The sequence below is a fragment of the Pseudomonas sp. NFPP02 genome, assembly GCF_900119355.1.
GTDB classification, from domain to species: domain Bacteria; phylum Pseudomonadota; class Gammaproteobacteria; order Pseudomonadales; family Pseudomonadaceae; genus Aquipseudomonas; species Aquipseudomonas paracarnis.
The window spans coordinates 98650-119734 of the sequence record NZ_FPJI01000004.1; the positions used below are offsets into that span (position 1 = coordinate 98650).

Genomic DNA, 21085 nt, shown 5'->3' on the forward strand with positions numbered 1-21085 from the left:
GTGCATGAAGTCTAGACGAACAACCTGCAACGCCACTCAGGCTTGCACCGCCTCCCGGCCAGCGCGTGCGTCGGCCCGCCGCGAACGCCAGCTCAGCCCCAATACCATCAGCAAGCCCAGGCCCGCCATCAGTGCGCCTGCCAGGGATATGGCCGGGTAGCCCAGCCCGGCATTGATCACCGCGCCACCCAATGCCGCACCAATCGCATTGCCAAAATTGAACGCACCGATGTTCATCGCCGAAGCCAGGTTAGGCGCATCTTTGGCGGCCTCCATCACCCGCATCTGCAGCGGCGGCACCAGAGCAAAGCTGGCAGCGCCCCACAGTAGGATCGACAGTGCAGCGGGCAACGGCCATTGCATGAGCACCGAAAAGGCCAACAGCACGGCAATCAACACCACCAGCGAGATGATCAACGTGCGGTCTACCGAGCGGTCCGCTGACTTGCCACCCCACACATTGCCCAGGGTGAGCCCGATTCCGAACAGCACCAGCATCCCGGTGACGAAGTTGGTCGAAGCGTGGGTAACGTCCCGCAGAATCGGCGCGATGTAGGTAAATACCGTAAACATCGCACTCGAGCCCACTACTGTCAGCGCCAACGCCGCCAGCACAGGCCCGCGACCCAGCACACGGATTTCCGCCATCAGCCCGCCGCCTTTGGGCGCCGGCGCATTGGGCAAGGCCCACCACAGCGCCGCCATGACCACCGCGCCAAGCCCACTGATGCCCCAGAACGCGGTACGCCAACCAAAGTTTTCGCCAAACCAGGTCGCCAGAGGCACGCCGCCAATGGTTGCGAGGGTCAGCCCCATGAACATCGCCGCCACAGCGCCCGCGCGCTTCTCGGGCGCCACCAGGCTTGCGGCCACAATCGAGCCAATCCCAAAGAACGCTCCGTGATTGAGCGACGTCACCAGCCTGGCGATCATCAGCGTCTGGTAGTTGCTGGCCAGCGCCGACAGCAAATTACCCAGGGTAAAAATCGCCATCAGCCCGATCAGCAAATAGCGGCGGGGCACCCTGGCCGTCGCCAGGGTCATGATCGGCGCGCCAATCAGCACGCCCATGGCGTAGGCGCTTACCAACAGCCCCGCAGCGGGAATGGAGACATCAAGATCAGCGGCGATACCGGGCAACATGCCCATAGGTGCAAACTCTGTGACCCCGATGCCAAAGGCACCGACGGACAATGCTACAAGGGGGGGATTGATACGCATAGGTGACTCCTCATCTGTGAGTCAAATGCTACAATCCTGCCTTTTGCAGCAGTAGCCCTTGGTTGGGAACTACAGCTTTGCGCGGGAGGCACAAATGGACATCGGCGGGCGTTCGGGAGAGATGGAAGTGTTCACCATGGTCGCCGAGCACGGCAGCCTGTCGGGTGCGGCAAGGGCGTTGGGACTGACGCCTTCGGCCATCAGCCGCATCATCACCCGCACCGAACAGCGCATCGGCACCCGTCTGCTACTGCGCACCACCCGCGCCATCACCTTCACCGCCGAAGGCGAAGCCTACCTGCGCGGCGCCCGACGCATCCTCGCCGACATGGCCGAAGTCGAAGATGCCATCACCGACCAGGGCGCCCCACGCGGACGCCTGCGCGTCAGCGCCGCAGTGGCCCACGGCCGCATGACCATCGTCCCCCTGATCGCCGCCTTCAGCGCCCGCTATCCCGCCATCGTCGTCGACCTGATGCTCGGCGATGAAGTCGTGGATATTCTCGGCGGCCAAGCCGATGTCGCCATCCGCTTCGGACCCCTTGCTGACAGCCCCCTGACTGCTCGCCTTATCGGCTCTACCGGGCAGGTTATCGTTGCTTCACCGGAGTACCTGGCACGGCATGGCACCCCCGTGACGCCGCAGGATTTACTGCAACACAACTGCCTGCGCTTCAACTTCCGTAGAGCGGCGCCGGATTGGCCGTTTCGGGTGGAGGGACGGGAGTTTTCGTTGAAGGTGACGGGGACGATTGAGGGCAATAGTGGTGAGGCATTGGCGCAGTTGGCGAAGCTGGGGGCGGGGGTGGCGAGGATTGGGGCGTTTAGTGTGGTGGAGGAGGTGAGACGGGGGGAGTTGGTGGTGTTGTTGGAGGAATTTAATCCTGGGGACGTGGAGCCGATTCATGCGGTGTTTGTGGGGGGAGGGGCGATGCCGGCGCGGGTTAGAGCGTTTGTGGATTTTTTGGTGGAGAGGTGTGGGGGTTGAGGGGAGGGATTTTTGGGGAGGAGGGGGCTGACCGGCGGATTTCGGCCAAAAGGGACCATTAGATTGGGGTGATTGATCGTTCGAACCCGCTAACCTTCTTGGTTACTAACGCCCATGTTATCCGACCACGTTGAGCCGGTGGTTAGAAGTTCTCTGGTGGGGCATGCTGACTCAAGTAGACTAAACGCCATTATGCCAACTAATGTAGTGTGATAGTTTTGAAGAAAAATTGACCTACCTTCATCCCTGATACCGGAAAGTAGGCTCTTGCCTCCATTTTCCGGGCCAGGCAAGAACCCTGATGGGCTTATTGATTCAGCAATTATTTTGAAGCTAACTAGCTCGTTGTAAGGCTTTCCTATGCATAGGGAAACCATTAACAGTTCGGTAAATATATCAAGGTTGTTGTCACCAAGAAAAATTCTCTTCCAGGCAGGCAGCCAGGTTCTTATGTAGCTGGTGGTTGCTGGTGTTAGAGAGTCAGGTGATGCGCCAAAGTTTGTTATGTAGAAAACTTCGTGAGTTAGCGCATAGGCTGAATCATTTTCGATGATCCATGGCTCTGGGCGATGATATGACCACGTAAGATCAGGCGAGTAGTTTAAGCTTTCAAACACTTCCAGGTCGCACAATGCCCTATTTAGATCCAGGCGGCGCCAGTAAGGGTATTGAATGGATTTTGAGAACTCTGACTCTGAGAAGTTTTTTATCAATCGCCCTAGGGATTCGTTTTTTATGTTGTTTCGATAAAATGTTGCGTAAAGAGAGCTAATCATCATTAGTCCTGGGCGACTGATTAGCGCCAACTTGAGGAAGTCGCCAGAGTCGAGCTCTAGCCAAGCCCACTCTAGCAACTCTCTCGCTGCTACGGAATGCAAATTTCCTCGGATCATTAGGTCGCAGCAAAGAGCGAGCTCACCAATTGGCTTAAGCAGAATAAGCTGCTCATCAGTTGTTTTGCCTAACTTGTGGGAAAAATTATCTCGATTGGCTACTACCCAGTTAATTAGCTTTAGCACCGCCTCCACATTTTTTTCAATGTTCATATGCGCTCCCTATGCGGCACTAGATTGGCCATTTTTAGCCACCACTTCAATTTTGCATCAGCCATTGACTCGGCCGTTATGTTTATGTAATTAACTGCTTGCTTTATCGAGAGAGCTTCCGTCTCACTCAGTTCGCGTTTCGCGGATAAGGCAGCATGAACCCAAAATATTGATTTGAATAAATCTCGTGAAGAAAGTGAGAGCGCCAACTCTTCACACGGCTTGATTGCAAATGAATCCGTGGTGTTTTCGTTGAAAATTATTCCATACTTGAATAGCTCTTCAGTGCAATTGGATTCACTTATATCTCTATGTATTGATGGGGGCTTTTGTGGGTAATTTTTTATGACGGACTTAATAAAATCTGCGCTCGGTGTATTTGTTAAAAATACTTCACTATAATCGGCTAGGCATGACAGTATCTCCTTCGGGGCGACTATCTCTTCGAGTTTGTATGCTGCAAGAATATCAAGGGAGAAAAGGGAAACATTCAATGCTTCCTTGGCTGAAATTGATTCAGCTCTTAAAAAGGCTTGAATGCTCCCGATGCCTGATAACAATATTTTATAGTTCAATTTCACCACGCTTACGTTAAATTTCGTCGATTTTTACCCATGTTGTATCGAATCTAACCAAGAATTGAGGCGTTATTGTTCCAAGTCCAACGTAGGCCTTTAGATCCTTTATTAGATCTCGCTCAGATTGGTCAAGTGAGTTTAAATCTCCAGAGGACAGAAGCTTTTCAAGCGCTATCTTTTGATCAGGGGTAGCATTTAGATTTGAAATATCCACTTCAATCGCTGTGCCTGTGTCTCCAGTGAGTCTGATTTTGGGTGTAGCTGAGACGGTCGTCGATTTCATTTTGAGATCCTTTGGCTGGATTTCAGTTGATTGGTTCGTCTTTGGCTTGTTTTTGAATTTTGTTCGCAGCGCTCCTTTCGTGCTCAGATGTGAGTTTCTAACTATAAATAGACGGCAAAAGTGGTGTAATGCTTTCCGCTGCTGTGTCTGATTGTGCTCCTTGCCTGTGCATCACTCCCTGCTCTGTCTCATGTGTCGCGCCAGAAATAGGAAAAGCGATATGGCTTTTGGCCACATCCCGAAGCCTAGCAGGTTATCTATGGTCTGCAATTGGCCGTTTGCAGCCAAGGAGTCAACGCAAGGTTGTAACCGGCACGGATGGACCAAAGCTCATACACCGCCCACTCGCGTTTTCGTTCCAGCCTGCCCCCAAGCGCATCGCCTTTTCATGGCCTTTCCCCGCACTGTCGCGTCTTTTAAGCTTGCTGAAACGTTTCATCGAGTTTATAAAGCGCAAACAACTCCAATAAAGGCGACCGCCATGACCCCGCTAAAACTCCTCGTTGCCCTCAGCGCATTCTCTGCCGCCTCCCACGCCATGGCCTGGGATTACGTGCTGCTCGACACCGACAAAGCCGCCCAGAACTGGCAAATCACCAGCCAGCAACTCGGCATCCAAACCGACAAGCCCTTCAGCGTCACCCTGCGCACCTTGCACGGCGGTCGGCAGGAGGGTGTGAGCATCGTGGATATCGACAACGGCACGATGAAGCTCTCGGTAGTGCCGACCCGTGGCATGAACGTGTTGCAGGCGTCGGTTGGCGATGTGCGGATGGGCTGGGATTCGCCGGTCAAGGAAGTGGTCAATCCTTCCTTCATCGAGCTCAATGGCCGCGGTGGTCTGGGATGGTTGGAAGGTTTCAATGAGCTGGTTACCCGTTGCGGCTACGAATGGGTGGGGCATCCTGGCATCGACAACGGCGAGTTGCTGACCCTGCACGGGCGGGCGGCCAATATCCCTGCGAATAAAGTCACCCTGCATATCGATGAAAAACCGCCGTACGCCATCACCCTGCGCGGCGAGCTGAAAGAGCAGGCGTTCAAGAAGGTCGATTTCTCTGTTGCGACCGAACTGGTCACCGAGCCTGGCAGTGTGGTGTTCGCCCTCAACGACACGCTCACCAACAATGGCGATTATCCGAAGGAATACCAGGCGCTGTATCACAGTAACTTCAGCACGCCGTTCCTGGAGCAGGGCGCGCGTTTCGTTGCGCCGGTGAAGCAGGTGTCGCCGTTCAACGACAAGGCCAAGGGCGAACTGGCCGACTGGCAAACCTATCGCGCACCGACCAAGGACTATGACGAAACGGTTTACAACGTGGTGCCGTATGCCGATGCCAAGGGCGATACCTTGACCGTGCTGCATAACAAGGCCGGCAGCCTGGGGGTTTCGGTTGGCTTCAATACGCAGACACTGCCGGTGTTCTCGCTGTGGAAGAACACTGATACCCAAGGGCAGGGCTATGTCACGGGGTTGGAGCCGGGGACGAGTTTTTCGTACAACCGTCGTTATCAGCGGCCATTGAACCTGGTGCCTACGATCGGGGCGAAGGAACATAAGCAGTTCCGTATCAGCTACAGCTTGTTGGCGGATAAGGCGACTGTTGAAAAGGCCTTGAAGCAGGTCAGCGAGATTCAGGGTGGGCGGGAGACTGAGGTGCGGCAGACGCCTTTGGTGGATCTGACCAAGGGGTGACATTGGCTGGAGCCTTCACGCGGGGCCCGGCGTTCTTCATCGACGCCGGAATCGCCCTGCAACTGTAGGAGCGAGCTTGCTCGCGAAAAAACCACAGGCGCCGCGTTCACTCAGGAAGCCCGCGTTATCGTTGAAGTTCTTCGCGAGCAAGCTCGCTCCTACATTGGGGTTGGCATTTATATTGGGCCCTGTTCAGCGCAGGGCTTTCTGTCATCGACGGGCATGCATACTGGAATAACCGTATTTCAGGAGCATCTCCATGATTCGCAGAGCATTACCCACCGACGCAAAAGCCATTGCCCAGGTGCATATCAGCAGTTGGCAAGACGCCTATCGTGACCTGATGCCTGCCCAGTTCTTGAGCGGATTGCAAGCAACGCTGGCTAGGCGCGAAGCCCATTGGGTACGCTCGATTGCCTCGGGTGAGTCAACGGTATGGGTCGCCGAGGTGGGCCAGCAGGTGGTTGGCTGGTTAGCCGTCGGCGCCAGCCGTGACGAAGACGCCGTGCAGGCCATTGCAGGTGAGGTCATGGCCATCTACGTACTCGCCGGGCATTGGCAAACAGGCGTTGGGTTGGCCTTGTGGAATGCCGGCCTGCAGGATCTGTTGGCGCAAGGCTATGAGCGTTTAACGCTGTGGGTCTTGGCCGGTAATGAAAGGGCGATTCGATTTTATCGCCGGTCGGGATGCGTCGAGGAGGCCGGGACGGAGCGCCATCTTGAGAGGGGCGGTGTGGCGCTGGTGGAGGTGAGGTATGGTTTGCCGTTGAGATAGCCTAGGTATTTACGCAACTTGGGCATCAGTGGGATCGTTGTCGGCTGCCAGGCCGTCATCGCAGGCAAGCCAGCTCCCACATTTGGATCACGGGGCATCAATTATATTGGCGTCGGCTGCCAGGTCGTCACGGGAGCAAGCTCCCTCGCCACAGGTGCAGCGTCTTACTGAAGGTAGGTGGATGTCGATGACGGTCAACTTCACAGGGGCATTCACACCTCACTCATGCCTTACGCGCAGTCAACAACACCGCCGCGGCCGCTGACAACAAACCCGCGCAGCAGCGATTGAACAGGCGCTTGCCCTTCGGCTCGGCAAACCAGCGGCGCATATGCAGGCCCATATAGGCGTAGGCGCTGATAGCCACCCATTCCAAGGCCAGGAACATCACACCCAGCAGGGCAAATTGCGCGGTGATGGGTTGGCCGGGCACCACGAATTGCGGGAGGAAGGCGGTGAAAATCAGGATCGCTTTGGGGTTGCCCGCGGCCACCAGAAATTCCTGCCGCGCCAAGGCCCACAGGCCCACCTTCCTCGTTGCGGTGTCCACCTGCTGCTGCGGGTCTGCGCGCCATAGCTGATATGCCAGGTAAAACAGATACGCCGCGCCGAGAATCTTGATCCCGTAGAACAACAACTCCGAGGTTTGCAGTACCACCGCCAAGCCAGCGGACGCGAGGGCGATCATGCCGGCGAAGGCCAGCAGACGGCCGAGACCGGCGAGGCAGGAGGTGCGGTAGCCATAGCGGGTAGCGTTGCTCACGGATAGCAGGTTATTGGGGCCGGGGGCCATGTTCAGGGCGAAGCAGGCGGGCAGGAAGAGGGCTAGGGTGGCGAGGTCCATGGCGGCTCCGGGTTGGCAGGTCGGGGAGTCTTGAGGATAAACGCATGAAGCGCGGTTTAACACTCCGTGGCTGGGCTTATGGCCCCGCGAGCGCTTCAGGTGCCGCGCCAAACAAACGATCGGCAATTTGCCTGCCCCGTTCCAAGCCTTCCTGCGTCAACCAAATGGATTTGTTTTTGTTCACCGGATTACTGATAAAACCTTGCTCGTGGAGTCGGTTCATTATTTGAAAGTCGTGGCCTTTCCATGAGTTGCCGTTATCAAAGCTGAAGGTGGTCAGCAGGGCAAGTACGGCTTCCTCAATCAGTTTTTCGTCGTATTCCATATTGGGTACTCCGCTTGAGTTACACAGACCCTGTCGAGCTTAGCGCAGCATTCGCTTGAAGCGTTATGATGCCAATTCCTGTTTTGGTCATGGACGGAAAAATCTTGGCGACTCGCTCTGGAAGTCACACATTGGGTGCACCGTCCGAACTCGATTATTACGATTACAGGTCAGTGCCATTGTCGGCTGAGATCAGCGCGCTGGATGCCTGGAACATCATGACCGCCGAATCAGGGCCGCTGTTGCGATTGGCCTTTCGGATCAGGGATGGGATTTCTTCAAGGTTTGGCGTAAAGCGCATCGGCGGGTTCTCCGGCAATCGGCGCGTGACGGTGCAAGCGGGTGAGCGGCTTGATTTTTTCTTGGTAGAGGACTGCGCGCCGGATAGGCTGGTGCTGACTGAGCGTGACCGGCACCTGGATGTGATGATTTGCCTTTCAATTGCTGATCGTGTGCTGACGATCACTTCATCGGTGATCACCCACAACACCTTCGGGCGCCTTTACATGCTACCGGTGGGGCCGGCGCACAAACTGATCGTCAATCGGTACATGACGCGCTTGCAGCGCAAGCTGCAACAGCTTTGAACCCAGAACAGGCTCACACAACGCAACCTGTTCTCGGTTGGAGATGTCGAGCTTCAGCGATACAGCGAAAGCGCTGGATCACGGCGCAACGCTCCACACCGCCAGTTCATACCCATCCAGGTCGGTAAAGTGGAACCGGCTGCCACCAGGAAACGAAAATGTCTGGCGGGTTATCACCGCTCCCAGCTGTTGAAGCCGCTGCTGCACACTGTCCAAGTCATCTGCGTACACGATAACCAAGGGGCCGCCCGGCCGCACAGGCTCGCCGGTGGTGAAACCACCCGTGAGCCGGCCATCGCTGAACTCGCTGTAGGTGGGGCCGTAATCGACGAAAGTCCAGCCGAATGCAGCGCCGTAGAAGGCTTTGCTGCGGGCAATGTCGCTTACGTTGAATTCGATATTGTCGATCTGTCGGTCTCTGCCACGAGTACTCATGGGGGCTTCCTTGGCCGGTGTGCAAGGCCGGAGTGTAGCGTACCTCACATCCTATTCATTCACCGGTAGGGCCTTTGTGATTAGGCAGTATCTCTGAACACTGCATCCAGCCAAGGTGTGCTTATCTTTGTCGAGGGCCACTCTAGAATGGCGGCGTACTTCTCCCAATTAAAGGAATGTTGTCATGCCTAATCATTCAATCAACGGCAAGGTTGCACTGATCGCGGGTGGTGCGAAGAACCTCGGCGGGTTGATCGCCCGCGATCTGGCCAAGCATGGCGCCAAGGCTGTGGTCGTGCACTACAACAGCGATTCCAGCCAGGCTGACGCGAACGCAACCGTCACCGCAATTGAGGCGCTAGGCGCGAAGGCTGTGGCCTTGCAAGCAGACCTGACCACGGCGGGAGCGATGGAAAAACTCTTCAACGATGCCGTCGCGGCAGTCGGCAGGCCGGACATCGCGATCAATACCGTGGGCAAGGTGCTGAAAAAGCCAATGGCTGAAATCACGGAGGCGGAGTACGACGAGATGATGGCCGTCAATTCCAAGACTGCGTTCTTTTTTATCAAGGAAGCCGGCAAGCACCTCAATGACAATGGCAAGATCTGCACTATTGTCACTTCACTGCTGGGCGCTTTCACGCCCTTCTACGCTGCATATGCCGGCAGCAAGGCGCCGGTAGAGCAATTTACGCGAGCGGCGGCGAAGGAGCTGGGCGTTCGGGGTATTTCGGTCACAGCAGTAGGGCCGGGGCCGATGGACACGCCGTTCTTCTACCCGGCCGAAGGTGAGGATGCGGTCAGTTACCACAAGACGGCTGCCGCGCTGTCGCCGTTCTCGCGCACGGGCCTGACAGATATTGAGGATGTGGTCCCGTTCATCCGTAACCTGGTCAGTGACGGCTGGTGGGTGACTGGCCAGACAATTTTGATCAATGGCGGCTACACCACCAAGTAAACGGTCAACGCACAGGCGCAGACGTGGTGAGCGCCGATCGATCCGTGCCCCCCGAGCATTGAGAGCCCATGGATAGAATCGAACAGTACCGCGTCTTCGTTCAGGTCGCAGAGCTTGGCAGTTTCATACAAGCGGCACGGCTGATGAGGCTGCCACGCGCGAGCGTGTCGGCCGCCATTCAACAGCTGGAGGGCAATGCCGGCACTCGACTGCTGCACCGGACAACCCGCAAGGTCTCCCTGACCGCCGATGGCACCCAGTTACTGCTGAAGGCGCGCCAGGTCTTGCTGGACATCGATGATATCGACCAACTGTTTAACAGCCATCAGGAACAGGTCATGGGCCGTCTGGAAGTGGACGTGCCCAGCCGCATAGCGCGGCGCCTGGTGATGCCTGCGTTGGCCGAGTTTCTCCGCCGCTACCCTGGGCTCCAACTCGGCCTGGGCTCCACCGATCGCGCCATTGATTTGGTACAGGAAGGCGTTGACTGTGTCATTCGTTTTGGCACCCCGCAGAACAGCAGCCTGGTGGTGAAACCGTTGGGCAAGGTGTTGCTGGTCAATTGCGCGAGCCCCGCATACTTGGCGGAATTCGGGGTGCCCACACAGCCTTGCGATCTGCAAAACCGGCATGTCTGTATCGGCTACAGCACGAGCGCAGGCGGGCAGGAAACGGCCTGGGAATATTGCGTCGATGGCACCGCGCAGGCTGTCATGATGCCGAGCCGTGTGGTGGTCAATAATGCCGAAAGCTATATCGCAGGATGCTGTGCAGGGCTTGGCTTGATTCAGGTGCCGTTGTTCGATGTTCAGCATTTATTGGACAGCGGCGAATTGGTGGAGGTGATGGCGGCCTATCGGCCGGCCCCCATGTGCGTTTCAGTCCTGTACCCGACTCGCCGCCAACGCTCTCGTCGCCTTGGCGCGTTCATCGATTGGTTTGCCGCCTTGATGGCTCCGCATCTGGAACCTTGATGCACTCCAGCGGTATGCCCACCTGTTCTCTCTGACTCGCCATGTTCCGGGTCGGGCTCAAGGATGAAACCTGCGCCCCAACGCATCCAGCCGCACCGCGATCGGTGGCAGGCGTTCGCTGCTGCGGGCGAGCGTCTCGACGTCGTCGGCGGTGTTCTGGGCGATGCTTTGCACCGACTGCAAGCGCTCGACGATCTCCAGGTTTGCCGAGGTCTGCTCGCGGGTGGTGGTGACGATGTGGCCGTTGAGTTGGTCGATGTGCGCGATGTCCTCGCCCACAGCCCGTAGCATGTCCACGGCCACTTGGCTGTCTGCCACGCAGCGCTCTACGCCTTCGCGGCTGGCGTGCATCGCTTCGACGGCTTGTCGGCTGCCGTGTTGCAGGCCCTCGATGATGCTCTTGATTTCCTGGGTGGAGAGGGCGGTGCGCTGGGCCAGGCTGCGCACTTCATCGGCCACCACGGCAAAGCCACGGCCTTGCTCGCCGGCGCGGGCGGCCTCGATGGCGGCGTTGAGGGCCAGCAGGTTGGTCTGGTTGGCGATGCTGCTGATCACTTCCAGCACCGAGCCGATTTGCTCTGCCTGCACCGCCAGGGATTCCACGGTCGACTCCGTGCCGTTGATGCGCGAGGCCAATTGGCTGATTTCATGTTGGGCGCGGCCGACGCTTTCCTGGCCGCGCACAATCTGCTGGCTGGCCTGGCCTGCATGTTCCACTGCCTGTTCGACCTGCACCGTAATGTGGCCCATGGCGTCTTCCATGCGCTGCATCGAACCGGTCATTTCGCCGATCTGCGCCAGTTGATGCCGTGCGCCTTTTTCCAGGGTGCCGCTCGCGCTGGCCAGTTCCTGGCCGAGCTGGCCCAGGCCATGGGAGTCGCGGGCGACGCCGTCGATCAGGTGGGTGAGTTGCTGCAGGAAGTGGTCGAACCGCTTGGCGAGGGATACGTGGGCCTTGCCTTCACCTTGGGCGGTTTCCACCGTGAACTGCGAGGTAACGGCGAGCATCTTCTCCAGCATTTCCTGGCTCTCCACCGCTTCGGCCTGGCTATGGAAGGCCAGGTAGAGCAGGGCGACGGTCTCCATCACCACATAGAAGGCGTGGACGAACACCATCGTCCAGCCGCCGTGATGCTCCATCACAAATACAGGAAAACCCTGGTGCTGCAAGGCATGGAACACCACGTGATGCACCGCGATGGTCAGTGCCGCCACCAAAATCGGCAGCCAGTCACGGTAGAAGGTCAGCACCGCCAACAGCGCGAAAATGCCGAAGTGGGATTCGATCACCCCGTGCGCCTGGTTGATGTGCAACGCCGCCATCACCATCAAGCCGGCGCCCAGTGCACAGCGCATCACGCGGGTGCCGCCGATGACGCGATACAGCGCCGTGAGCACCACGCCGGTGCCCCCACCGACGATCACGGCCTGCATGAGGGTGTCGTGCCAGAACGCCAGGCCGAGGGAGAACAGGAACATCAGCCAGATCAATGCCAGCATGATGCGGTCGGCCTTGCGATAGTGCTCTTGAAAACGAACGGGCATTCACTCTTACTCCATGAGAGGGGGGCGTCGAGGTCAAGCAAGCACGCGGTGTGCCACACAGGCGCGCCGCTGTGGAGTCAAGCAGATATTCAGGATTGTTGCCGGTTACCCACGCGTTATCGGCATGTGGGCGTGGGACTTTAAGAGCGGCTGCCCGAGCGGGCAGCCGAGGTGGGCATGGGGCTCAGAAACTGTACTTGGCGGTCAGCATCATATTGCGGGGGCTGCCATAGGAGTCGCCACCATAAGTCACTGAGTTGGAGATGGACTGGTAGTAGTGGCGATCGAAGATGTTGTTGGCATTGAGCTGCAAGTCCAGGTGCTGATTGACCCGGTAGCCCGCCATCAAGTCGGTGACGGCGTAGCCGCCTTGCTGGAGCCGGTAGTTGCTGCCATCCGCTAGCTTGATGTCGTTGTACATGCGGCTCTGCCAGGAGATATTGCCGCCGACGCGGAGTTTTTCCAGCGGGCCCTGGAAGTTGTAGCGTGTGGTCACTTTGAACAGGTGCTCCGGAATGTCGGTATCGAACTGCTTGTTGACCTTCTGCGGGTTGGCGTCGTCCTTGATGGTGTGGGTGCGCGCATAGGTATAGCCGCCGCCGACCTGCCAGTTTTCGGTCAAGGCGCCTTGCAGTTCGAAGTCGATACCCTGGCTGCGGATTTCGCCCGAGGCTTCTGCACAGGACGCCTGCGGGCAGTTGGGCACCACCACGGCCACGGCGCGGTTTTCCTGGTCGACGCGGAACAGCGCCACGCTGGCATTCAGCGCGCCACCAAAATATTCGCCTTTGACGCCCACCTCATAATTTTTACCGACGATGGGTTTGAGCGGAGTGCCGGCTGTGCTCTTGTCTTTTTGCGGCGTGAAGATGTCGCTGTAACTCACATAAACCGAATGCTGGTCGTCCAGATCGTAGATCAGGCCGGCGTAGCGGGTGAGGTTGCGGGTGACCTTGTAGTCGCCAGCGGCATCACGGTTGTCGTAGTCATACCAGTCCAGGCGAGCGCCGAGGATCAGCTTCAGCGGGTCGGCCAGGCTCAGGCGGCTGGTCAGGTAGAAACCGTCCTGGGTGGTGACTTCGCGAACGTTGTTGGTGCGGGTGAAGTTCGGTTTGCCCGCATTGATCGGCCAGTTGAGGTCGTAGGGGCTGTAGTTGTGGGTGGTCATGTCGTAGATGCGCTTGCTGGCGCCCACCACCAGTTCATGGGTGCGGCCGAACGCCTCGAAGGGGCCGCTGGCAAAGGCGTCGAGCCCGGCCTGGCTTTCATCGTAGCTGGCCTGGTACACCGTGCGGGCCAGGGTGTCGTTGGTCCAGCGCGATTGGTAGGAGCCGGAGAACAAGGCGTTCTGTTCGGCGTAGTTGGCGTTGACCTGCAGGCTCCAGTCGTTGGCCAGGCGCTGGCGCAGCTCAGCGAACACGGTGTTGATTTCCTGGTCCTTGTTCTCCCAATCGGTGCCTGGGTTATAGGAGCGCGACAGGCCCAGGTGGCGTCCATCCAGGCCGACCATCGAAGCGCCCCAGAAGTAGTTGGTCTTGTCCTTCTGGTTCGAGTAACCGAGGGTCAGGGTGGTGTCTTCGCTCAGGTCGGCTTCGGTGACGGCATAGAAAAGGCCATGATCCTGCTCGGCCTTGTCGATAAAACTGTTGGCATCGCGGTAAGAGGTGACGACGCGGCCGCGCCAGGTGCCACTGTCATTGAGTGGGCTGGAGGCGTCGAGCTCGCCACGGTAGTCGTCCCAGCTGCCGACGGCGCCGGTGAGCGTGACTTTCTGCTCATCCAGTGGCCGCTTGCGGATCAGGTTGATGGCGGCCGAAGGGTTGCCTGCGCCGGTTACCAGGCCGGTAGCGCCGCGCACCACTTCGACGCGGTCGAACATTGCCAGGTTCGGCTGGGCGCCTACCGACGCACCGTTGTAGCCGCTGGGGATACCGTCATACATGAGGTTGTCGATATCGAAACCGCGTGCGGTAAAGCCTTGTCGCCCAGGGCCGTTGGAGTAATTGAGGAACAGCCCCGGCGTGGCGTTGACCACGTCGTTGATGCTGGTCATGGCCTGGTCATCCATGCGCTGGCGCGTGATCACGGTGACGGCCTGCGGGGTTTCGCGCAAGGTCAGCGGCAGTTTGGTCGCGGTCTTCATCGAGCCGGTGGTGTACGACTCGCTGCCTTCGGTGGTTGCGCCAAGCTGTTGGCCCGAGACCTGGGTAGCGCCCAGCTCGATGGTGGCCGGTGCTTCGGCGTCGGCGGCAATGGCCGCATTGGAGGTTGCTAGCGCGATAGTGATTGCCATCAGACTGGGTGTAAAAACGTTGCCGCCGCGTTGTTGCACAGACATGAAAGTAGGGCTCCCCAAGCGCCTTCCGTGGCGAATAGTAAATCTGTTGATAATTATTCGCATCAGCCTGACAGATTGAGTCTGTAGGGAAAAGTCCAAACTCTGTAGGAGCGAGCTTGCTCGCGAAAGACTCATGGGCGCCGCGTTTATCCAGGACGCACGCGTTATCGTAGAGGTTTTTCGCGAGCAAGCTCGCTCCTACAGGGTGGTGGTCAGGTGAACAGGATTTCGTAGGGCTCGCGCATGCGCTCTAGCAATATCTGCGCGAGCATCGGTGGTAAGCCAATTTGTGGGTCACCCACCAACTGGCTGGCGTAGGCATGGGCGGCGTGCAACTTGCGCGCGACGGTCCAGGTGTCCAGGCGGACCTTGCGTGCACGTTGCCAGGGCATTACCGCGCTTTCCCGGGCCGGCCAATGCCAGGCCCAGATCGGCAGTTCATACAGTTGCGCACCTACCAGGCTGCACGCCTTGGCACTCGCGCGGCCGACGGCGTCGTGGTCGTCATTGCCGTCGTTGCGCCAGGTGTTGAACACCACATCGCCAGGTTGCAGGTAGCGCGCGATGAATTGGCTCATGGGCTGTTCACGGGCGGCCAGTGCATCATCACAAAACCCGCCACGAATCCATTTCAGGCTGTGCAAGGGCATACCCAATCGGCGCAGGGCCTCTGCGCTTTCCTGGGGGCGCACCACGCTCAAGCGGCTGGCCGGCCATACCTGAGAGCCGGGATGGCTGGCGCTGCCATCGGTGATGGAGATCAATTGCAGCGGATGCTCGCGGGTGCTGAGCAGTTGCAGCAAACCGCCGCACGCCAGCACTTCATCGCCAGGATGAGGTGCGATTACCACGACGCGAGCACCGGGTGGTACCAGGGTGTTCAGGGAGATGATGGGGGTTTGCGCCAACTGCGGCGCACTGTTCCAGATTTGCACGGGGCCGCGACGGCCTTCGCTTAAGGAGGCAGGCTTCATGGGGTGTCACATCCTTGTCGGTTGATACCGGGTCGTGCTCCGTTGACGGGACGACGCTCTTGTCTTCACCGCAGGCTCCGCTGGGTGAGTGCGCAGCATGCCAATCAAGGAATGCCATGCAAGGCGTTAGGAGCATAGACAGGCATGGGTATCTGCACAACTTTGATGCGATGTTTGCTGGGCTGACGTCATCGCAGGCAAGCCAGCTCCCACAGGGGGCTATGTTGCCCACAATATCTGCGCCTGGCACGGATCCCTGTGGGAGCTGGCTTGCCTGCGATTTTGTTTTCACCCAGCCCGCATCAAGCTCTTCAAGTAATCACCAAATCCACCCTCAGCCCGGCAATCCAGTCGCGCACTGGTCACCACTTGCGGCGCATGGCTCCAGGCAATGGAGGCACCGCAACGCTCCAATTCACGTACCAGTTGTACATCCTCATGGCATTCCAGCGGTTCAAACCCACCGGCCTCTACGTAGGCGCGGGCACTCACGCCCAGGTTGGCACCGTGGATATGCCGATGCCCATCGCGGGCCTGGTAGGCCTGCTGATAGCGAATCTGCGCGGCCGGGTCGAAGCCGTCGCTCCAGGCGTCCACGGTGACTGTGCCGCACACCGCGTCGCAGCCTTGGGCCAGTTGGGCCACCAACCAGTCAGGGGCGACACGGCTGTCGGCGTCGGTGCAGGAAATCCACCGCGCGCCTTGCTCCAGCAAGTACCGTGCACCCACGCCGCGGGCGTGGCCGACATTGCGCGCCTGCACGTGCAGGCAATGCACCTGGTGGGCCTGGGCAATCGCCGCGCTGGCATCGCTGCAACTGTCGAGTACTACCAGAATCTGTACCGCTTCACCCAGCAAGCCCGGGTGGTTGGCGGCGATCCGCGCAGCCCTCAGGCAATCATCCAACAGGGCTTCTTCGTTATGTGCCGGGATCAGAATACCGATCATCGTAAACCCTCATGGCGAGCGACCGAGGTGCCATCGAGGCTCCACAGGTCGAGCAGGAAATCCGGGTCCTGGTACTGCACCAACGGTGCTACACCCAGACGCTGTTGCAGCACGGCGTGCACCTGTTCGGCTGTTTGCGGGCAACCGTCAATGGGCACTCGCCAATGACAGGCCAGAATTTGCCCGTCAGCGGTCAAGGCGGCGAGGGCGCAATCGATCAGACGATTAAAATCATCGACATCAAGGTAATAACAAAGCTCACTCAATACGATCAGTTCGAATTGCCCGCCGGGCCATTGTTCTGGCAGGCGACGCTGCTCCACGCGGGCATGAGGGAAATGCTCCAGCCGCGCCTGTGCCAGACGCACCGCAGCGGTGGCGGTGTCGCAACACAGCAGGCGGTCGCAACGCGGGGCCAGCTCGGCACTCAATTCACCGTTGGCACAACCCGGCTCGAATATCGACGCATAGCGCGGCCGCGTCAGCATGGCCAAGGTCAGGGCGCGCTTGCGTTGTTCGTACCAGCGCTGACGAAAAGCCCAAGGGTCGTCATTACCCGCAAACAACTGGTCGAAGTAGGGGGTTGCCACACTCATACGAACACCATCTCAAAAGGCTGCAGCAAGCGCTCCACCACATAGGGCGCCAGCACCGGAGGCAGGCCGATTTGCGGGTCGCCCTCCAACTGGCTGGCGAAGGCGTGGATCGCATGGCGTTTGCGTGCCACTTGCTCGGCGGTCAGCGGGATCTTGCGCGCCCGATGCCAGGGCACCTTGTGGTCTTCGGCGGTGGCCCAGTGCCAGGTCCACACCGGTAGCTCACACAACACTGCGCCGACGGCCTTGGTTGCCTGGGCACTGGCGCGGCCCACGGCCTCATGGTCGCAATGCCCGTCCTCGCACCACGTGGCGAACACCACGTCGTTGGGCTTGAGGTGGCGCTGGATAAACTCGCAAAGCTGGGCTTCGCGCTCGGCCACATGGCTGTCGGTAAACCCGCCGCGCAGCCATTTCAAACTGTGCAGCGGCAAGCCAAGGCGGTGCAAGGCCTGGGCCGATTCCTGCGGACGCACCACGCTCAGGCGCTCCACCGGCCAGCGCCGGGAGCCAGGGTGGCTGGCGCTGCCATCGGTGACGGAGATCAACTGGATAGGGCGATCCAGCGCAGCCAGCCCTTGCAGCAGGCCACCACTGCCCAGCACCTCGTCATCCGGATGCGGGGCGACGATCACCGCTCGATGCCCTGGCGGCACCAACTGCGCCACACTGATGTGCTGCAATTCGGCCAATCGTGCGCTGTTTTGCCAGTGACTCAACGGCGTGCCCTGGCCAACAATCGGATTGGGCCTCATAGCGCCCATCTCCCTGTGGGCTCGCCGGCGACCTGCTCACCGAGGGCGGCCAAGTCGCGTTCGGCATGACTTTGCCGCACATATACCGGTAAATCGGCCATCAACTGGGCAAAGTGCGGGTCCTTGCAATACGGCCCGGCGCCGACCGCACGGCCCACATGCTGGATCACCTGCTCGACGGTGTCCTCGATACAGGCGCGCGTCTGTTGCGCCAGTTGTCGCGCATCGGCGCGAGGCTGGCGGTCGATCTGCGCGGCGCTGGCGCGTAACACGCAGGCGGCGCTGTTCAAGGCGCTGTCGACCGCGCCGAGGTGGGCCAGTGCATGGGGCTCCGCACGCTTGGCACATTGGGCGCGCAGCACTTCACCCAGGCGTTGCGCCGCGCCGTACCAGCACGCGGCAATGCCGATCCCACCGTGCCAGAAGCCCGGACGGGACAGATAGTCGCCTGGGCCGCCAACGGCAATTCCCCTGGCGGCGCTGAACAGGATGTCGACGCTACCGGTCGCCGCCATGCCCACCGCCTTCCACCCCTCATCCGTCACCCTGATGCCCGGTTGATCCATCGCCACGGCCACCAATTGCTGGCGGTCCTCTTCGTCCCAGGCCGTCAGCAAACCATGGCTGACCACCGCCGCACCGGAACACCAGGCTTTGCGCCCCTCGACGAGCAGCCGCTGGCCGTCGCGACGCACGCGCACCTTGGCCGTCGGCGGCTCGGCCGCCCACATGCCCCAGGTGCTGCCCAGCGGCGGCAAGGGGCTGTCGAGTTCGGCAATGATCGCCAGGGCATCGGTATGGCCTTCGAACAACTTGCACAGGCGCAGGTCATGCCCGGCCACCTGGGCCAATTGGCTCAAGCGGGACAGGGTCTGGCCGCTGCCCGGCAACGGCAGTTGATCAAGGCCTTCTTCTTGAAGGGCCCTCAGGGCATTACCCAGGGCTTGCGTGTCGGCATAGCCCCGGTAGCCCTGAAGGAAACCGTGCAACGCCATTTCACACCTCGCCTTCGTGCTGCAGTTCAAACAGCAGCAGCGAGCGAGCGGTGACCGCGTACTCATGCTCGAAATCAAAGCGTTCCTGGCCACGCACAGCCGGGTCGTTGGTGTCGAGCAGGCATGTCCAGAACTCGCCCTCCGGCACCGGCGGCAGGCGGAAATTGACCAGGTCGTGATGGGCGTTGACCACCAGCAGCAACGTGGCGTCGGCCCCGGCACGACGAATCCCGGTTTCCTGGGCGCGGCCATCCATCAACATGCCCAGGCAGCGGCCCTGGCTGTCTTCCCATTGCTCGGTAGTCATTTCGTTGCCATCCGGCGCCAGCCAGGTGACGTCCTTCACGCCGATGTCTTCGTTGTAGTCGCCCACCAGGAAGCGCCCACGCCGCAGGATCGGGTACGCCAGGCGCAGCTTGATCAGGCGCTTGACGAACTTGAGCAGGGCCTTGCCGTCATCGTCCAGGTCCCAGTTGACCCAGCCGATCTCGCTGTCCTGGCAATAGGCGTTGTTGTTGCCGTGCTGAGTGCGAGCGAACTCGTCCCCGGCGACGATCATTGGCGTGCCCTGGGCCAGCAGCAAAGTGGCGAAGAAGTTGCGCATCTGGCGCAGGCGCAGCGCGTTGATCTCCGGGTCGTCGGTAGGGCCTTCGACGCCGTGGTTCCAGGACAGGTTGTTATTGCTGCCGTCCTGGTTGTTCTCGTCGTTGGCCTCGTTGTGTTTGTCGTTGTACGACACCAGGTCGTGCAGGGTGAAGCCGTCGTGGGCGGTGATGAAGTTCACCGAGCTGTACGGCCTGCGCCCGCGGTGATTGAACATCTCGCCCGAGGCGGTCATGCGCCCGGCGAAGTCTGCGAGTTGGCCGTCGTCGCCTTTCCAGAACGCACGCACGGTGTCGCGGAAACGGTCGTTCCATTCCACCCAGCCCGGCGGGAAGTTGCCCACCTGGTAGCCGCCGGGGCCACAGTCCCAGGGCTCGGCGATGAGTTTCAACTGGCGCAGTACCGGGTCCTGGCGGCACGCCACGAGGAAACTGTGGCGCTCATCGAACCCGTCGCGGTAGCGCCCGAGGATGGTCGCCAGGTCGAAGCGGAAGCCGTCCACGTGCATCTCGGTGGCCCAGTAACGCAGGGAGTCGGTGACCATTTGCAGCACGCACGGGTGGCTCAGATCCAGGGTGTTGCCGGTGCCGGAATCGTTGATGTAGAAACGCTTGTCGTCGGGCATCAGCCGGTAGTAGGAGGCGTTGTCGATGCCACGCATGGACAGGGTCGGGCCGCGCTCGTTGCCTTCGGCGGTGTGGTTGTAGACCACGTCCAGAATCACTTCCAGCTTTTGCTCGTGCAGGTGCGCGACCATCTCCTTGAATTCGGCGATCTTGCCGCTGGCCAGGTAGCGTGGGTCGGGGGCAAAGAACGCAATGCTGTTGTAGCCCCAGTAGTTGGTCATGCCTTTTTCCAGCAGATGCTGGTCGTTGACGAAGGCGTGCACGGGCAACAGCTCGACCGAGGAAATGCCCAGTTGGCGAATATGCTTGAGCACGTCATCTTCCATCAGACCGGCGCAGGTGCCCCGCACCGACTCGCCGACCGAAGGATGACGCATGCTGATGCCGCGCAGGTGGGTTTCGTAGATGATCGTGCGGTCCCACGGCACCCGTACCGGTTGGTCGTTGCCCCAGGTGTGCGCCGGGTCGATGACCTTGCACTTGGGCACGAAGGGCGCACTGTCGCGTTCATCGAAACTGAGGTCGTCGTCCGGGTGGCCGATGGTGTAGCCAAACAGCGCTTCGGACCATTTGAGTTCGCCCACCAGTTGCTTGGCGTAGGGGTCGATCAGCAGCTTGTTGTGGTTGAAACGATGACCGTTGGCCGGGTCATAGGCACCGTATACGCGGTAGCCGTAAATCAGCCCGGGGTGAGCATCGGGCAGGTAGCCGTGGAAGATCTCGTCGGTGTATTCGGGCAGTTCGATGCGTTCCAGCTCGACCTCGCCGGTATCGTCAAACAAGCACAGCTCCACCTTGGTGGCGTTGGCGGAGAACAGCGCAAAATTAACACCCAGGCCATCCCAGGTGGCGCCGAGGGGGAAGGGCAAACCTTCACGGATCCGCGACGGCTCATGAACCGGCGTCGCTGTGGTGTTGTCGGGTTTGCTCATCGAGTTGCTCCTGCAAAAGGTCTTTTTTCGGGCCGAACGCCGCCGTACTGACGGTGCTTCAGC

The 21085-nt window shown here is 59.6% G+C and carries 21 protein-coding genes; 6 read left to right on the forward strand and 15 right to left on the reverse strand.

Annotated features, from left to right (window positions below; all coding sequences use genetic code 11):
• Nucleotides 1-36 precede the first annotated feature (36 nt).
• Nucleotides 37-1221 (reverse strand): MFS transporter, encoded by a 1185-nt coding sequence (locus BT204_RS08585; RefSeq protein ID WP_014718628.1) that lies wholly within the window; start codon nt 1219-1221, stop codon nt 37-39.
• Between the two features lie 94 nt (nt 1222-1315).
• Here BT204_RS08585 and BT204_RS08590 point away from each other — a divergent pair, with 94 nt between their 5' ends.
• Nucleotides 1316-2209: a LysR family transcriptional regulator gene (locus BT204_RS08590; protein WP_072446382.1), complete on the forward strand. Its 894-nt coding sequence runs from the start codon at nt 1316-1318 to the stop codon at nt 2207-2209.
• A gap of 89 nt (nt 2210-2298) precedes the next feature.
• On the opposite strand, the gene BT204_RS08595 is transcribed toward BT204_RS08590, so the two are convergent.
• Genes BT204_RS08595 through BT204_RS08605 form a run of 3 tightly spaced genes read right to left on the reverse strand, consistent with a single transcriptional unit; the run spans nt 2299 to nt 4116 of the window.
• Nucleotides 2299-3255, reverse strand: coding sequence for a DUF6895 family protein (locus BT204_RS08595; RefSeq protein ID WP_072446384.1), 957 nt, complete (start codon nt 3253-3255; stop codon nt 2299-2301).
• Nucleotides 3252-3836, reverse strand: coding sequence for a hypothetical protein (locus tag BT204_RS08600; RefSeq protein ID WP_139271489.1), 585 nt, complete (start codon nt 3834-3836; stop codon nt 3252-3254). Before BT204_RS08600 ends, BT204_RS08595 begins: the two co-directional genes overlap by 4 nt.
• A gap of 10 nt (nt 3837-3846) precedes the next feature.
• The gene (locus tag BT204_RS08605) at nt 3847-4116 is read right to left on the reverse strand and encodes a hypothetical protein (protein WP_072446388.1); all 270 of its coding nucleotides are present in this window, start codon (nt 4114-4116) and stop codon (nt 3847-3849) included.
• A 481-nt stretch (nt 4117-4597) separates the two neighbouring features.
• Between BT204_RS08605 and BT204_RS08610 the strand changes: the two genes are divergently transcribed.
• Together BT204_RS08610 and BT204_RS08615 are read left to right on the forward strand one after the other, a co-directional pair.
• Nucleotides 4598-5812: an aldose 1-epimerase family protein gene (locus BT204_RS08610; RefSeq protein WP_072446390.1), complete on the forward strand. Its 1215-nt coding sequence runs from the start codon at nt 4598-4600 to the stop codon at nt 5810-5812.
• A gap of 259 nt (nt 5813-6071) precedes the next feature.
• Nucleotides 6072-6587, forward strand: coding sequence for a GNAT family N-acetyltransferase (locus tag BT204_RS08615; RefSeq protein WP_072446392.1), 516 nt, complete (start codon nt 6072-6074; stop codon nt 6585-6587).
• Nucleotides 6588-6810: 223 nt separating this feature from the next.
• On the opposite strand, the gene BT204_RS08620 is transcribed toward BT204_RS08615, so the two are convergent.
• Both BT204_RS08620 and BT204_RS08625 read right to left on the reverse strand, forming a co-directional pair.
• Entirely contained in the window at nt 6811-7431 is a 621-nt protein-coding gene (locus BT204_RS08620; RefSeq protein WP_072446394.1) for a LysE family translocator, read from the reverse strand.
• Nucleotides 7432-7507: 76 nt separating this feature from the next.
• The gene (locus tag BT204_RS08625; protein ID WP_003191615.1) at nt 7508-7756 is read right to left on the reverse strand and encodes a DUF6429 family protein; all 249 of its coding nucleotides are present in this window, start codon (nt 7754-7756) and stop codon (nt 7508-7510) included.
• A gap of 65 nt (nt 7757-7821) precedes the next feature.
• Here BT204_RS08625 and BT204_RS08630 point away from each other — a divergent pair, with 65 nt between their 5' ends.
• Nucleotides 7822-8343 (forward strand): DUF2867 domain-containing protein, encoded by a 522-nt coding sequence (locus BT204_RS08630; protein WP_052199971.1) that lies wholly within the window; start codon nt 7822-7824, stop codon nt 8341-8343.
• Between the two features lie 78 nt (nt 8344-8421).
• On the opposite strand, the gene BT204_RS08635 is transcribed toward BT204_RS08630, so the two are convergent.
• On the reverse strand, nt 8422-8778 hold the full coding sequence (locus BT204_RS08635) for a VOC family protein (protein ID WP_034127570.1): 357 nt from the start codon (nt 8776-8778) through the stop codon (nt 8422-8424).
• Between the two features lie 184 nt (nt 8779-8962).
• On the opposite strand from BT204_RS08635, the gene BT204_RS08640 reads away from it, so the two are divergent.
• Together BT204_RS08640 and BT204_RS08645 are read left to right on the forward strand one after the other, a co-directional pair.
• Complete coding sequence (locus BT204_RS08640) at nt 8963-9736, forward strand: SDR family oxidoreductase (RefSeq protein ID WP_057975786.1); 774 nt, start codon at nt 8963-8965, stop codon at nt 9734-9736.
• A gap of 68 nt (nt 9737-9804) precedes the next feature.
• Nucleotides 9805-10710: a LysR family transcriptional regulator gene (locus tag BT204_RS08645; protein ID WP_072446396.1), complete on the forward strand. Its 906-nt coding sequence runs from the start codon at nt 9805-9807 to the stop codon at nt 10708-10710.
• Nucleotides 10711-10767: 57 nt separating this feature from the next.
• Here BT204_RS08645 and BT204_RS08650 read toward each other — a convergent pair whose 3' ends face one another.
• The 8 genes from BT204_RS08650 to glgX form a co-directional block, all read right to left on the reverse strand.
• Complete coding sequence (locus BT204_RS08650) at nt 10768-12255, reverse strand: methyl-accepting chemotaxis protein (RefSeq protein ID WP_072446398.1); 1488 nt, start codon at nt 12253-12255, stop codon at nt 10768-10770.
• A gap of 184 nt (nt 12256-12439) precedes the next feature.
• Nucleotides 12440-14593: a TonB-dependent siderophore receptor gene (locus BT204_RS08655; protein ID WP_072446400.1), complete on the reverse strand. Its 2154-nt coding sequence runs from the start codon at nt 14591-14593 to the stop codon at nt 12440-12442.
• A 212-nt stretch (nt 14594-14805) separates the two neighbouring features.
• Nucleotides 14806-15567, reverse strand: coding sequence for a PIG-L deacetylase family protein (locus tag BT204_RS08660; protein WP_072446402.1), 762 nt, complete (start codon nt 15565-15567; stop codon nt 14806-14808).
• Nucleotides 15568-15855: 288 nt separating this feature from the next.
• The gene (locus BT204_RS08665) at nt 15856-16515 is read right to left on the reverse strand and encodes a glycosyltransferase family 2 protein (RefSeq protein ID WP_072446404.1); all 660 of its coding nucleotides are present in this window, start codon (nt 16513-16515) and stop codon (nt 15856-15858) included.
• The gene (locus BT204_RS08670; RefSeq protein ID WP_072434635.1) at nt 16512-17111 is read right to left on the reverse strand and encodes an SAM-dependent methyltransferase; all 600 of its coding nucleotides are present in this window, start codon (nt 17109-17111) and stop codon (nt 16512-16514) included. Before BT204_RS08670 ends, BT204_RS08665 begins: the two co-directional genes overlap by 4 nt.
• Complete coding sequence (locus BT204_RS08675; RefSeq protein ID WP_072446405.1) at nt 17108-17866, reverse strand: PIG-L deacetylase family protein; 759 nt, start codon at nt 17864-17866, stop codon at nt 17108-17110. Before BT204_RS08675 ends, BT204_RS08670 begins: the two co-directional genes overlap by 4 nt.
• Nucleotides 17863-18861, reverse strand: coding sequence for an acyl-CoA dehydrogenase family protein (locus tag BT204_RS08680; protein WP_072446407.1), 999 nt, complete (start codon nt 18859-18861; stop codon nt 17863-17865). The genes BT204_RS08675 and BT204_RS08680 overlap by 4 nt, the downstream gene beginning before the upstream one ends.
• A gap of 1 nt (nt 18862) precedes the next feature.
• A complete protein-coding gene (gene glgX, locus BT204_RS08685; protein ID WP_054897376.1) occupies nt 18863-21022 on the reverse strand; it encodes a glycogen debranching protein GlgX in 2160 nt (719 codons plus the stop codon).
• Nucleotides 21023-21085: the final 63 nt, after the last annotated feature.

What these genes read in the sequence shown, in the direction of transcription:
- BT204_RS08585 (WP_014718628.1), bottom strand. Translation starts at nt 1,221, where the DNA reads ATGCGTATCAATCCCCCCCTTGTAGCATTGTCCGTCGGTGCCTTTGGC.
- BT204_RS08590 (WP_072446382.1), top strand. Translation starts at nt 1,316, where the DNA reads ATGGACATCGGCGGGCGTTCGGGAGAGATGGAAGTGTTCACCATGGTC.
- BT204_RS08595 (WP_072446384.1), bottom strand. Translation starts at nt 3,255, where the DNA reads ATGAACATTGAAAAAAATGTGGAGGCGGTGCTAAAGCTAATTAACTGG.
- BT204_RS08605 (WP_072446388.1), bottom strand. Translation starts at nt 4,116, where the DNA reads ATGAAATCGACGACCGTCTCAGCTACACCCAAAATCAGACTCACTGGA.
- BT204_RS08610 (WP_072446390.1), top strand. Translation starts at nt 4,598, where the DNA reads ATGACCCCGCTAAAACTCCTCGTTGCCCTCAGCGCATTCTCTGCCGCC.
- BT204_RS08615 (WP_072446392.1), top strand. Translation starts at nt 6,072, where the DNA reads ATGATTCGCAGAGCATTACCCACCGACGCAAAAGCCATTGCCCAGGTG.
- BT204_RS08620 (WP_072446394.1), bottom strand. Translation starts at nt 7,431, where the DNA reads ATGGACCTCGCCACCCTAGCCCTCTTCCTGCCCGCCTGCTTCGCCCTG.
- BT204_RS08625 (WP_003191615.1), bottom strand. Translation starts at nt 7,756, where the DNA reads ATGGAATACGACGAAAAACTGATTGAGGAAGCCGTACTTGCCCTGCTG.
- BT204_RS08630 (WP_052199971.1), top strand. Translation starts at nt 7,822, where the DNA reads ATGATGCCAATTCCTGTTTTGGTCATGGACGGAAAAATCTTGGCGACT.
- BT204_RS08635 (WP_034127570.1), bottom strand. Translation starts at nt 8,778, where the DNA reads ATGAGTACTCGTGGCAGAGACCGACAGATCGACAATATCGAATTCAAC.
- BT204_RS08640 (WP_057975786.1), top strand. Translation starts at nt 8,963, where the DNA reads ATGCCTAATCATTCAATCAACGGCAAGGTTGCACTGATCGCGGGTGGT.
- BT204_RS08645 (WP_072446396.1), top strand. Translation starts at nt 9,805, where the DNA reads ATGGATAGAATCGAACAGTACCGCGTCTTCGTTCAGGTCGCAGAGCTT.
- BT204_RS08650 (WP_072446398.1), bottom strand. Translation starts at nt 12,255, where the DNA reads ATGCCCGTTCGTTTTCAAGAGCACTATCGCAAGGCCGACCGCATCATG.
- BT204_RS08655 (WP_072446400.1), bottom strand. Translation starts at nt 14,593, where the DNA reads ATGTCTGTGCAACAACGCGGCGGCAACGTTTTTACACCCAGTCTGATG.
- BT204_RS08660 (WP_072446402.1), bottom strand. Translation starts at nt 15,567, where the DNA reads ATGAAGCCTGCCTCCTTAAGCGAAGGCCGTCGCGGCCCCGTGCAAATC.
- BT204_RS08665 (WP_072446404.1), bottom strand. Translation starts at nt 16,515, where the DNA reads ATGATCGGTATTCTGATCCCGGCACATAACGAAGAAGCCCTGTTGGAT.
- BT204_RS08670 (WP_072434635.1), bottom strand. Translation starts at nt 17,111, where the DNA reads ATGAGTGTGGCAACCCCCTACTTCGACCAGTTGTTTGCGGGTAATGAC.
- BT204_RS08675 (WP_072446405.1), bottom strand. Translation starts at nt 17,866, where the DNA reads ATGAGGCCCAATCCGATTGTTGGCCAGGGCACGCCGTTGAGTCACTGG.
- BT204_RS08680 (WP_072446407.1), bottom strand. Translation starts at nt 18,861, where the DNA reads ATGGCGTTGCACGGTTTCCTTCAGGGCTACCGGGGCTATGCCGACACG.
- glgX (WP_054897376.1), bottom strand. Translation starts at nt 21,022, where the DNA reads ATGAGCAAACCCGACAACACCACAGCGACGCCGGTTCATGAGCCGTCG.